The organism is Brevibacterium sp. SMBL_HHYL_HB1 (genome assembly GCF_018208375.1).
Classification (GTDB): Bacteria; Actinomycetota; Actinomycetes; order Actinomycetales; family Brevibacteriaceae; genus Brevibacterium; species Brevibacterium intestinavium.
The window spans coordinates 1,361,611-1,373,769 of record NZ_CP062936.1; the positions used below are offsets into that span (position 1 = coordinate 1,361,611).

Below are 12,159 nucleotides of genomic sequence, written 5' to 3' on the forward strand. Positions count from 1 at the left end.
CTCAGCGGCCTCGCTTGAACGAGAGGAACCATCGCCGCGGCGACCGGCGCGTCCTCAGTCCTCGCGCAGAGTGGTCGAGAAGATCACGGTGCCGGGCATGAGAGCACCGCGCAGAGGAGACCATCCTCCCCAAGCGGTGTGATTGGACTCCGGCCATTCGGGTTCGGTCACCGATTCGATCGTGAAGCCGGCGCTGACCAGCAGGCCGACCCAGTCGCTCATCGTCCGGTGATGTTCGGCGTAGACCGGCTGCCCGGCCGAGGACAGCTCGACATAGGGCGTGCGGTCGAAGTACGAGTACTCCACCGTTAGACCGGCCTCGCCGGGCACATCGGGGAACATCCACCGCATCGGATGGGTGGTGGAGAAGACCCACTGTCCTCCGGGGCGAACGACGCGGGCGACCTCGGCGAAGACGACCTCGGCGTCCTTGACGAAGGGCAGCGCGCCATAGGAGGAGAAGGCGACATCGAAGCTGTTCGAGGCGAAGGGCAGCTGGCGGGCATCGGCGAGCAGGAACGTCGGGGGAGTGGCCTCGGCGCTCAGCGGGTGCTCTCTCTGCAGGCGCGAGGCCTGCTCGAGCATTCCGGCCGAGACATCGACACCGGTGGTGATGGCGCCCTGCTCGGCCAGCCACCGCGAGCACTGGCCGGCACCGCAGCCGACCTCGAGGGCCTGCTTGCGGGCGACATCGCCGAGGAGGTGGATGTCCGATTCGTGAATTCCCTCCGGACACCAGATGAAATCCGATGCGCCGAGGAAAGTGCCGTGCTCGGCCAGATACTCCTCGGCGGAATTGTCCCAATAGCTGCGATTGGCCCGGACAGAAGCCTCTTCGTCGATCGGCAGATAACCGCCGCTGATGACCTCGGCTCCGTCAGTTCCCTCACTCATCGTTCCTCCGTAGCCGCAGGTGCGCAAAAATCGAATCCTCGGCGTGCATTCACGCCCAGGTTGGTGCTAGCATTGACAACCGTATGCGCCTGTGCATACAAGTCCAAATTCGCAATCGAGACCGGATCCGTCAACTGCGGCAAGACTATCGGACCTGCCGACACAGTACCGGATCTGGACCAATAATCCATCGGAGTCCCTACCTATATGACCACAACCACGCCGGAATCGGTGCAGCCGAAGCAGGTCGCTGTCAACGACATCGGAACCGCTGAGGACTTTCTCGCCGCCGTCGACGAGACCATCAAGTACTTCAACGATGGTGACATCGTCGAAGGAACCGTCGTCAAGGTTGACCGCGACGAGGTCCTCGTTGACATCGGATACAAGACCGAAGGCGTCATCCTCGCCCGCGAGCTGTCCATCAAGCACGATGTCGATCCCGGCGAAGTCGTCGAGGTCGGGGACGAGATCGAGGCCCTCGTCCTCCAGAAGGAGGACAAGGAAGGCCGTCTCATGCTCTCGAAGAAGCGCGCTCAGTACGAGCGCGCCTGGGGCGACATCGAGAAGATCAAGGAAGACGACGGCGTTGTCACCGGCACCGTCATCGAGGTCGTCAAGGGCGGCCTGATCGTCGACATCGGACTGCGCGGCTTCCTGCCCGCGTCCCTGGTCGAGATGCGTCGCGTCCGCGACCTCGCCCCCTACATCGGCCAGCAGGTCGAGGCCAAGATCATCGAGCTCGACAAGAACCGCAACAATGTGGTCCTGTCGCGCCGTGCCTGGCTCGAGCAGACCCAGTCGGCGGTCCGTCACGACTTCCTGCAGACCCTGCAGAAGGGCCAGGTCCGCCCCGGCGTCGTGTCCTCCATCGTCAACTTCGGCGCCTTCGTCGATCTCGGTGGTGTCGACGGTCTCGTCCACGTCTCCGAACTGTCCTGGAAGCACATCGATCACCCGGGTGAGGTCGTCACCGTCGGCGACGAGGTCACCGTGGAGGTCCTCGACGTCGATATGGACCGTGAGCGCGTTTCGCTGTCGCTCAAGGCCACCCAGGAAGATCCGTGGCAGCACTTCGCCCGCACCCACGTCATCGGACAGATCGTGCCGGGCAAGGTCACCAAGCTCGTTCCCTTCGGTGCGTTCGTGCGCGTCGAGGACGGCATCGAGGGCCTCGTCCACATCTCCGAGCTGGCTGTGCGCCACGTGGATCTGCCCGAGCAGGTCGTCTCCGTCGACGAGACCATCTACGTCAAGGTCATCGACATCGACCTCGAGCGTCGCCGCATCTCGCTGTCGCTGAAGCAGGCGAACGAGGGCGTCGATCCCGAGGCCGAGGAGTTCCTCGACCCCGCTCTCTACGGCATGCCGCAGGAGTACGACGAGGACGGCAACTACAAGTACCCCGAGGGCTTCGACCCCGAGACCAACGAATGGGTCGAGGGCTACGAGGCTCAGCGCGAGGCCTGGGAGCAGCAGTACGCCGCCGCTCAGGAACGCTGGGAAGAGCACAAGAAGCAGGTCGCCAAGGCCATCGCAGCGGACGCCGAAGCCAGCGCCGCCGATGCCGTGGGCTCTGCCGATGCCGCTCCGGCCACCGGTTCGTTCTCCTCGGAAGAGGCAGGCGACGAAGGCACGCTGGCCAGCGACGAAGCTCTTGCAGCCCTGCGTGAGAAGCTTGCAGGCAGCTGACAGCAGCCACCACATGGGCTCCCGGTCGAAAGATCGGGAGCCTTTTGTGTATGGGCCCACGACCACCGGGCGGCTGCGGCCCTGGCTGTGGTTCGCCCTGCTGCTGTCCCTGGCCAGCTTCACCGTCTTCGGCAGCGTCGCAGCCGATCCGGGCGGAGTCGTCGTTGCCGACAACGACGACACGTCCCTGTTCATCTGGTGGCTGGGACACGGCGCCCAGGTCATCGCCGACCGTCTCGGCTTCGGGCACGGCCAGACGGGCGGGTTCCTGTTCACCGACTCGATGAACGCCCTCGGTGGGGGAGTCAACGGTGCCTGGAACACCTCGCTGCTCGGCATCGCGATCCTGCTTGCGCCCCTGACCTGGGTGGCGGGACCGATCATCAGCTACAACCTGCTCATCCTCGCGATCCCGGTGGTCAACAGCCTCGCCACCGCGGTGCTGTTCCGTCGCTTCCTCCATCGTCTGCCGGCCTTCATCGCCGCCGGCGGAGTCGGTTTCTCCAGCTACGTCATCGCCCAGCTCGGCGGACACCCGAACCTGGCCATGGCGATCACCCCGCCCCTGACCGCGGTCGCGATCCTCGCTCTCCTCGGTCTCGGGGGCCGCGAACGCGGGACGGGGGACCCCGAACGCGGGAGAGGGGACCCCGAACACGGGGCAGGGGGTGCCGACGTCGCTTTCCCGCGAGCCTCTGGGCCGTGGCACAACCGGCGTGTGCGGCGGATCGGTCTCGGTTTCGGTCTGCTGCTCGGCTTCCAGTTCTACATCTCCACCGAGGTGCTGGCGGGCACGTTCCTCGCCGCCCTGTGCTTCCTCATCTGCCTCGCCGTGTTCGCGCACCGGTCGCTGACCGTGCACGCGTGGATGAGACTCGGCTTCGGCTCCCTCATCGCCGGGGCACTGGCGCTGTTGTGCGCGGTGCCGCTGCTGGTGACCATGGCGGGAGCGAACGCCCCCGCAGGGACGATCCGCCCGCACGGTGTGTGGAACACCGATCTGCTCGACCCCATCGTCCCCGCGGCTCCCGCCTGGCTCAGCAGCGGAGTGTCCCCGCTGCCGCGCGTGATGGACATCGATCCGGCCGAGCTCGGCGCCTATGTCGGCGTGCCCGCTCTGCTGGCCGCGCTCGTCATCCTCATCGGGCTGGCGCGCCGGTCGCGCTTCCGTCTGCCCCTGCGCATCGCGACCGCGACCGGACTGCTCGTCTTCACCCTCGCCCTGGGGTCACCGATCCTGCTCAACGGACGGGTGCTCGCCGAGGCGGGTCCGTACGCCCTCGTCGAGGCCGTCCCCGTGCTCAACAACATCCTGCCCATGCGGCTCGTGCTCCACTCGACGATCGCCCTCTTCGCCGTCCTCGGCATCGGACTCGAATGGTCCTTGGCCCACCTCCGCCACCGCCGCGCCCGCCTCCTGACCGGACTTCTCGTCGTCTCGGCCGTGTGCGTGGTTCCCGGCCCCCAGACCGCCCATGAGGTGACGGTGCCCGATTTCTACACCGAATCTCTCGCCGAGGTGATCCCCACCGGGTCGGTCGTCAAGACCCTGCCCCGCCCGCTGGCGTGGGCGCAGCCCCATGCCGACGAGGCGATGGTGTGGCAGGCAGTCAGCGGTTTCCGCTACCGGGAGACCGGCGGCTACTTCATCGGCTCGAGCCCGAACTCGCCGGTGATCTACTCCGCCCCCGAGGACGAGCTCGACGCCCTGCTCCACGCTTCCGTGTTCGAAGGCGCCGATATGCCCGACCCGACCGGACCGGACGTGCTGGCGGCGATCGCGAGCCTGCGTGCGGCGGGCGTCGACTACATCGTGCTCGCACCCGAGGCCCCGTTGCTGCCCGGCGACGACGGCGACTATGAGGACTTCCTCGACACGGCCGTCGGCGCACCGGAATTCGCCGGCGAGGGCGTGCGGGTCTATCGCCTCGATCAGTAGGATGAGCACATGCTGAGAATCGGTCTCACCGGCGGAATCGGTGCCGGGAAGTCAACGGTGTCCCAGATGCTCGTCGACCACGGGGCAGTCCTCATCGATGCCGACAGCATCGCCCGCGAGGTCGTCGCCCCCGGCCAGCCCCTGCTCACCCGGCTCGCCGAGACCTTCGGCGAACAGATCCTCGACGACGACGGCGGACTCGATCGGGCCGGGCTCGCGGCCGCCGCGTTCGTCGATGCCGAGCACACGGAGAAGCTCAACGGGCTCATGCACCCTGCCATCCGGGACCGCACCGCCGAGCACTTCGCCCGGCACGCCGATGCCGAGATCGTCGTCCACGACGTGCCGCTGCTGGTCGAGAACTCCATGACGCCCGCGTACCATCTCAACCTGCTGGTCGATGTGCCCGCCGAGGTGCGGCTGCGCAGGCTGATGGACTCCCGCGGCATGGCCCGGGACGACGCCGCCGCCCGGATCTCCCGGCAGGCCGACGACGACACCAGACGAGGCGCCTGTGATGTCATCATCGACAATTCGGGTCCGGTCGAGCAGACCCGGGACACGGTCGGCCAGCTCATCGCCGACCGGATCCGCCCCTTCGCCGCGAACTTGGCCCAGCACCGGCGCGCCCCGCTGCCGCGACTCGAACTCATCGACCCCGCCGACAGGGACTGGGCCGGCGAGGCCGAGCGAGTGATCGCGAAGCTCAACTACGGCACCGAGGCGCGATTCCCCGTCGAACACATCGGCTCCACCTCGGTGCCGGGCCTGCCGGCCAAGGACGTCGTCGACCTCCAGCTGCTCGTCCCGGACCTCGCCGCCGCCGAGGAGCTCGCCCCTGTGCTGGCCGAACTCGGATACCCCGGACGGCGACTGGCCGACCACCTCGGCGAGGACGGCACGGAGGAGAAATGGTTCCACGCGAACGCGGACCCGGGGCGCGCGGTCAACCTGCACGTGCGCGTCGAGGACTCCGTCGCCGCACGCTTCGCCCGGGCCTTCCGGGACCTGCTGCGCACCGACGACGGTCAGAGGCAGCACTACCTCGAGCTCAAACGCGAACTCATCGCACGGACGCACCGGCCGGCTCAGGGGCTCGATCCGGACGCGAACCACGCGGCGACGAACACCTACGCCGAGGCGAAGGAACCGTACTTTCTCACGATGCGGCGACGACTGGTGCCCGACAGCTTCGCCTGAGCGGGGCAGCGGGAATCCGTCTGCCGTATTCTCTATGTCAGGGGCCGGCGTTAGTCTGGGACCATGAGCTCAGCACGCCCCCTGCCCGCGATCGGCCACCGTCCCGACGTCACCCGAGAGGTGGCGCCCTTCGAGGTCGTCTCCGAGTACTCGCCCTCCGGTGACCAACCGACGGCGATCCAGGAGATCTCCGACCGGCTCGACGCGGGGGAGAGGGACATCGTCCTGCTCGGTGCCACCGGCACCGGCAAGTCCGCGACGACCGCCTGGCTGATCGAGCAGGTCCAGCGCCCCACCCTGATCATGGCGCCGAACAAGACCCTGGCCGCCCAGCTGGCCAACGAGTTCCGTCAGCTGCTGCCGCACAACGCGGTCGAGTACTTCGTGTCCTACTACGACTACTACCAGCCCGAAGCGTACGTGCCGCAGACGGACACGTTCATCGAGAAGGACTCCTCGATCAACGACGAAGTCGAGCGGCTCCGCCATTCGGCCACGAACTCGCTGCTGACCCGGCGAGACGTGGTCGTCGTCTCGACGGTCTCGTGCATCTACGGACTCGGCACGCCCGAGGAATACGTCGACCGCATGGTGACCCTGCACACGGGAGACGAGATCGACCGCGACGAGCTGCTCAAGCGGTTCGTGTCCATGCAGTACGCCCGCAACGACATGGCCTTCACCCGCGGGACGTTCCGGGTCCGCGGCGACACCGTCGAGATCATCCCGCAGTACGAGGAGTTGGCTCTGCGGATCGAATTCTTCGGCGACGAGATCGAAAGCCTCCAGACCCTGCACCCGCTGACGGGGGAGATCGTGCGCGACGAGGACACCATCCATGTGTTCCCGGCCAGCCACTACGTCGCCGGTGAGAACCGGATGGCCACGGCCATCAGCGGCATCGAAGACGAGCTCCAGCACCGGCTGAGCGAATTCGAGGCCCAGAACAAGCTCCTCGAGGCCCAGAGGCTGAAGATGCGCACGAGCTATGACCTCGAGATGATGGAATCGATGGGGTTCACCTCGGGTATCGAGAACTACTCGCGCCACATCGATGGCCGTGAACCCGGGTCGGCACCGAACTGTCTGCTCGACTACTTCCCCGAGGACTTCCTGCTCGTCGTCGACGAGTCCCATGTCACCGTGCCGCAGATCGGAGGCATGTACGAAGGCGACATGTCGCGCAAACGCACGCTCGTCGAACACGGGTTCCGCCTGCCCAGCGCCATGGACAACCGACCGCTGAAATTCGACGAGTTCCGTGAACGCGTCGGCCAGACCGTGTACCTCTCGGCGACCCCGGGCAGCTTCGAACTCGGCAACTCCAACGGCTTCGTCCAGCAGATCATCCGTCCCACCGGGCTCGTCGACCCGGAGATCAGGGTCAAACCGACGAAGGGACAGATCGACGACCTGCTCGACGAGATCAACACCCGGGTCGAGGCGAACGAACGCGTGCTCGTGACCACTCTGACGAAGAAGATGGCCGAGGACCTCACCGACTATCTGCTCGAACACGACATCCGCGTCCAGTACCTCCACTCGGACGTCGACACGCTGCGCCGCGTCGAGCTGCTCACCGAGCTGCGTGCCGGAGAGTTCGACGTCCTCGTCGGAATCAACCTGCTGCGCGAGGGACTCGACCTGCCGGAGGTGTCCTTGGTGGCGATCCTCGACGCCGACAAGGAGGGCTTCCTGCGGTCCTCGACCTCCCTGATCCAGACGATCGGACGTGCGGCCCGCAACCTGCACGGTCAGGTGCACATGTATGCCGACACCATCACGGACTCCATGCGCACGGCCATCGACGAAACCGACCGCAGGCGGACGATCCAGATGGACTACAACAAGGAGCACGACATCGATCCGGCACCGCTGGTCAAGCGGATCGCCGACATCACCGAGCGCCTGCAGCGCGAAGACGAGGACACGCGCGAGCTGCTGACCGAATTCGACTACGGCAAGGGCAAGCGCGGCTACAACTCGACGCTGACCGACGAACAGCGCGAAGCCGCGAACAAGGCCGGGTCGCTGCGCCCGCCGGCGGCCGATCTCACCGAGCTCATCGAATCGCTGACCTCCCAGATGCATTCGGCGGCCGCCGAACTGCAGTTCGAACTCGCCGCTCGTCTGCGCGATGAGCTCTCCGAGCTCAAACAGGAGCTGCGGCAGATGAAGGAGGCCGGCCACGCCTGAACACACCCGCGGCGGGGCCCGCCGACGACGGTCGGTGAGCCCCGCCGGCGCGCCGGCATGTTTATACTGGTGTGCTGGCGAAAGGGAGTATCCCGTCCATCTGTGATCGTCACCACGACTCCTGCGGGGGTCCGGGCACGGAGCGCACGCCGCCACTGCGAGTGGTTACAGCGTGGGAGAGACTTTCGGCACGGAGACATCTCCTTCACCACGAAAGGCACCCATGGATATCCTGTCCTCCATCCTGGCCGCAGGCGGCGGTGCGGCGAGCGAATCGCCGATCCCACTGTGGTTCATGATCAGTTCGAGCATCGCGGTGGTCGCGATCCTCCTGTTCGATCTGCTCCTCGTCGTCAAGCGCCCGCACGTGCCCTCAATGCGAGAGGCCGGCATCTGGGTGGGCTTCTACGTCGCGCTGGCGCTGGTCTTCGCAGCCTCCCTGTTCGCGATCGGCGACGCGCAGCACGGCAGCGAGTTCCTCACTGGCTGGCTGCTCGAGTACTCGCTGAGCATCGACAATCTCTTCGTCTTCATCATCATCATGGGAAGCTTCTCGGTGCCGCGCAAGTACCAGCAGGAAGTGCTCATGGTGGGCATCATCATCGCCATCATCTTCCGCGGCCTCTTCATCCTCGCCGGTGCGGCGATCATCAGCGCCTTCGTCGAGGTCTTCTTCATCTTCGGCATCTTCCTCCTCGTCGTCGCCTACCGACAGGCATTCAGCGATGAGGACGAGGGAGACGGCGAGAACGGCCTCATCCGCTTCCTCCGCAAGCGGATCAACGTCGTCGACGAATACCACGGCAACAGCCTGCGGGTCACCCTCGACGACGGCAAGAAGTACTGGACTCCGATGTTCATCGTCTTCCTCGCGATCGGCTCGACCGACGTCATGTTCGCGCTCGACTCGATCCCCGCGATCTTCGGTGTCACACAGAGTGCGTTCCTCGTCTTCACAGCGAACGTCTTCGCCCTCATGGGACTGCGTCAGCTCTACTTCCTCCTGGGCGGACTCGTCGACAAACTCGTCTACCTCCACTACGGAATCGCGGCGATCCTCGCATTCATCGGCATCAAGCTCTTCGTCCACGCTCTCCACGAGTCGGACTGGGAATTCCTCGCCTGGGGACACTCGATCCCCGAGGTGCCGACCTGGCTGTCGCTGTCCTTCATCGTCGTGGCCATGGCGGTCGCGACGATCGCGTCGCTGATCAAGATGAACCGGGACGGCATCCCGTTCCGCGAGGCCGGACCCGAATCGTCCGAGACCGAAGAATCCTGATCCCACACCCGACGACCGGAGCCCTCTCGAGTGGACGAGAGGGCTCCGGTCGTGTCGCGGAGATTCAGTCCTGAGCGAAGGGACCGAACACCGGGGTCCACTGCCGGATCGCCGTGTCCTCGATGACGCCGACCGAGGCATAGGGGTCACCCGTGAGCAGCCGCTCGATCTCAGCCCGGTCAGCAGCCTGCATGAGCAGCAGACCGCCCGGCTGCGGCTCATCGTCCAACGGGCCCGAGGCGAGGATGGTCCCGGCCTCGTGCATCTGCGACTGCCACTGACGATGCGCCGGGCGATGCTCCATGCGCGAATCGGTGTCGGGACCATAGGTGTAAGTGACGGCGAAGACCGGCATATGTGACTCCTGGGTGTCGGGCAATAGGATGGAACCAGTCTAATCGGAAAGGTCTGTGCATCAGCGTGGCCAGATTGCAGGAGATCCCAGCGGAATTCGCTGACGACGACACCATCTACGAATCCTTCGGCGAGTACTGCGCCGAGATCGGTGTCGAACCCTACCCGGCCCAGGATGAGGCCTTCCTGACCATCCTCGCCGGCGACAACACGATCATGGCCACCCCGACCGGGTCCGGCAAATCGCTGGTCGCCCTCTTCGCCCTCTACCAGTCGTTCACCCGCGGCATCCGGGCCTACTACACGGCTCCGCTGAAGGCGCTGGTCAGCGAGAAGTTCTTCTCACTCATCGAGGCCTTCGGGGCCGAGAACGTCGGCATGATCACCGGCGACTCGACGGTCAACGGCGAAGCTCCCGTCATCTGCGCCACCGCGGAGATCCTGGCCAACCAGGCCCTGCGCGAGGGAGGGACGCTCGATGCGGGAATGGTCGTCATGGACGAATTCCACTATGTCGCCGACCCCGCACGAGGATGGGCCTGGCAGGTGCCGCTGCTCGAGATGCCGCAGGCGCAGTTCGTGCTCATGTCCGCGACCCTCGGCGACACCAGCGACATCTGCCGGACCATGGAGGACACGACCGGACGCGATTCGTCCGTGGTCACCTCGGCGACCAGGCCGGTCCCGCTCGAATACGAATACTCCACCGATACGCTCTCGGACACCCTGCGCAGACTCGTCCGCCACGACAAGGCCCCGGTCTACGTCGTCTCCTACTCGCAGAACGGCGCGGTCGATCTGGCCACGAATCTCCTGTCGGTCGATCTGGCCTCGAAAGAGCAGAAGGCCGCTGTCGCCGCAGCCATCAAGGGCTTCACCTTCGGCAAGGGGTTCGGACAGAGCCTGCGCAAACTGCTCCTCCACGGAGTCGGCGTCCACCACGCGGGCATGCTGCCGAAGTACCGACGGCTCATCGAACAGCTCGCACTCAAGGGCCTGCTGCTGGTCATCTCCGGCACCGACACCCTCGGCGTCGGCATCAACGTGCCCATCCGCTCCGTGCTGCTGACCGGACTGACGAAGTTCGACGGCCGCCGGATGCGCAGGCTCAGCGTCCGCGAATTCCAGCAGCTGGCCGGACGGGCCGGGCGGGCCGGATTCGACACCCGCGGCTACGTCATCGCCCAGGCGCCCGAACACGTCATCGACAACCTCAAGGCCGAAGCGAAGGCCGCGAACGATGACAAGAAGAAGAGGAAGAAGGTCAAGAAGAAGGCCGCCCCGGCCGGATTCGTCGGCTGGTCGGAGGAGACCTTCACGAAACTCATCGAAGGCGAATCCGAGACTCTGCGCCCGCGGATGAAGATCGACCATTCGACGGTGCTCAACCTCGTCGCCCGCCCCGGCTGCGATGTGTCGACCATCAGCGACTTCATCGACAAGACCCACGAGAGCCGGGAACGCCGACTCGACCTCAAACTCACGGCGATCAGCATCGGACGCTCGCTCATCGATGCGGGCCTGATCGAGGTCAGGGGCGACGAACTCGTGCCCACCGAGGACCTCGGACCCCAATTCGCCCTCAACCAGCCCTTGGCCCCATTCGTGCTCGCGGCCCTCGAGCTGATCAGCGAAGACGACGAGACCTACGCCCTCGACGTGGTCTCCATCGTCGAATCGACCACATCGGTGCCGTTCCAGGTGCTCAAGGGCCAGCTCGATCGGATCAAGTCCGACACCCTCGCGGAGCTCAAGGCCGAAGGCGTCGACTACACCGAACGCATGGCCATCCTCGACGAGATCGAAGGCCCCGCGCCCCTGGCCGAGGTCCTCGAACCGGCCTTCGAGCACTTCGTCGAGACCCATCCGTGGCTGCGCGGCGGCGGCTTCGAACCGAAGTCGATCGTCCGCGACATGCTGGAACAGGCCATGGGCTTCACCCAGTTCGTCGGCTACTACCGCCTCACCCGGGCCGAGGGCAGCCTGCTGCGCTACCTCACCGACGTCTACCGGGCGCTTCTGCACAATGTGCCATTCGATGACCGGACGGAGGAACTCTCGACCATCATCGAATGGCTGGGAGAGACCATCGCCCGCACGGACTCCTCCCTGCTCGACGAATGGCGGACCCTGCAGGGACTCGATCCGACGGAGTTCGCCGACGAGGAGCTGCCCGATCTCGATCGCCGCTTCTCCGAAAACACGAAGGTGTTCACCGCCGAGATCCGCAATGCGCTGTTCCACCGCGTGCTCCTGGCCGAACGCGCCGACTACGCGGAGCTGGGCCGGCTCGACGCCGACTCCGGTTTCGACGCCCGCGCCTGGGAGGACGCGATCGAGGACTTCTACGACGAGTACGGTGACCTGCGAACGGACTCAGAGGCGCGGGGACGGGAATATATCGACATCGAACCCGGTTCCCACACGTGGAACGTCCGGCAGATCCTGGCCGATCCCGAGGACAACCGCGACTGGGCCATCGACGCTGAGGTGGACGTGGACGCCAGCGACGAAGCCGGAGACATCGTGCTGCGCATCGTGTCCGTGGCAGAGATCGGCGTCGGTCGGTGAGCACCGGGTCAAGGAGCTGGGCTCGCACCCG

The 12,159-nt window shown here is 65.8% G+C and carries 8 protein-coding genes; 6 read left to right on the forward strand and 2 right to left on the reverse strand.

Annotation, left to right across the window (positions count from 1 at the left end; genetic code table 11):
- Window positions 1-54: 54 nt before the first annotated feature.
- Window positions 55-894, reverse strand: a complete 840-nt coding sequence (locus IG171_RS06265; RefSeq protein WP_212130661.1) for a class I SAM-dependent methyltransferase — start codon at window positions 892-894, stop codon at window positions 55-57.
- Between the two features lie 207 nt (window positions 895-1,101).
- Between IG171_RS06265 and rpsA the strand changes: the two genes are divergently transcribed.
- From rpsA to IG171_RS06290, 5 genes are all read left to right on the forward strand, one after another.
- Window positions 1,102-2,586, forward strand: a complete 1,485-nt coding sequence (gene rpsA / locus IG171_RS06270; RefSeq protein WP_212130663.1) for a 30S ribosomal protein S1 — start codon at window positions 1,102-1,104, stop codon at window positions 2,584-2,586.
- 46 nt (window positions 2,587-2,632) lie between these two features.
- A complete protein-coding gene (locus IG171_RS06275; protein ID WP_249204127.1) occupies window positions 2,633-4,525 on the forward strand; it encodes a hypothetical protein in 1,893 nt (630 codons plus the stop codon).
- A 9-nt stretch (window positions 4,526-4,534) separates the two neighbouring features.
- Complete coding sequence (gene coaE, locus IG171_RS06280) at window positions 4,535-5,725, forward strand: dephospho-CoA kinase (protein WP_212130665.1); 1,191 nt, start codon at window positions 4,535-4,537, stop codon at window positions 5,723-5,725.
- Window positions 5,726-5,788: 63 nt separating this feature from the next.
- The gene (gene uvrB, locus IG171_RS06285) at window positions 5,789-7,921 is read left to right on the forward strand and encodes an excinuclease ABC subunit UvrB (RefSeq protein ID WP_249204129.1); all 2,133 of its coding nucleotides are present in this window, start codon (window positions 5,789-5,791) and stop codon (window positions 7,919-7,921) included.
- A 223-nt stretch (window positions 7,922-8,144) separates the two neighbouring features.
- The gene (locus tag IG171_RS06290; protein ID WP_212130667.1) at window positions 8,145-9,203 is read left to right on the forward strand and encodes a TerC family protein; all 1,059 of its coding nucleotides are present in this window, start codon (window positions 8,145-8,147) and stop codon (window positions 9,201-9,203) included.
- A gap of 64 nt (window positions 9,204-9,267) precedes the next feature.
- Here the strand turns inward: IG171_RS06290 and IG171_RS06295 are convergent, their stop codons facing one another.
- A complete protein-coding gene (locus tag IG171_RS06295; protein WP_212130669.1) occupies window positions 9,268-9,558 on the reverse strand; it encodes a YciI family protein in 291 nt (96 codons plus the stop codon).
- A 65-nt stretch (window positions 9,559-9,623) separates the two neighbouring features.
- Here IG171_RS06295 and IG171_RS06300 point away from each other — a divergent pair, with 65 nt between their 5' ends.
- Window positions 9,624-12,128 (forward strand): DEAD/DEAH box helicase, encoded by a 2,505-nt coding sequence (locus IG171_RS06300; RefSeq protein ID WP_212130671.1) that lies wholly within the window; start codon window positions 9,624-9,626, stop codon window positions 12,126-12,128.
- Window positions 12,129-12,159 lie beyond the last annotated feature (31 nt).

Coding starts and splice junctions, on each gene's coding strand:
- IG171_RS06265 (WP_212130661.1), bottom strand. CDS start 894: ATGAGTGAGGGAACTGACGGAGCCGAGGTCATCAGCGGCGGTTATCTG.
- rpsA (WP_212130663.1), top strand. CDS start 1,102: ATGACCACAACCACGCCGGAATCGGTGCAGCCGAAGCAGGTCGCTGTC.
- coaE (WP_212130665.1), top strand. CDS start 4,535: ATGCTGAGAATCGGTCTCACCGGCGGAATCGGTGCCGGGAAGTCAACG.
- uvrB (WP_249204129.1), top strand. CDS start 5,789: ATGAGCTCAGCACGCCCCCTGCCCGCGATCGGCCACCGTCCCGACGTC.
- IG171_RS06290 (WP_212130667.1), top strand. CDS start 8,145: ATGGATATCCTGTCCTCCATCCTGGCCGCAGGCGGCGGTGCGGCGAGC.
- IG171_RS06295 (WP_212130669.1), bottom strand. CDS start 9,558: ATGCCGGTCTTCGCCGTCACTTACACCTATGGTCCCGACACCGATTCG.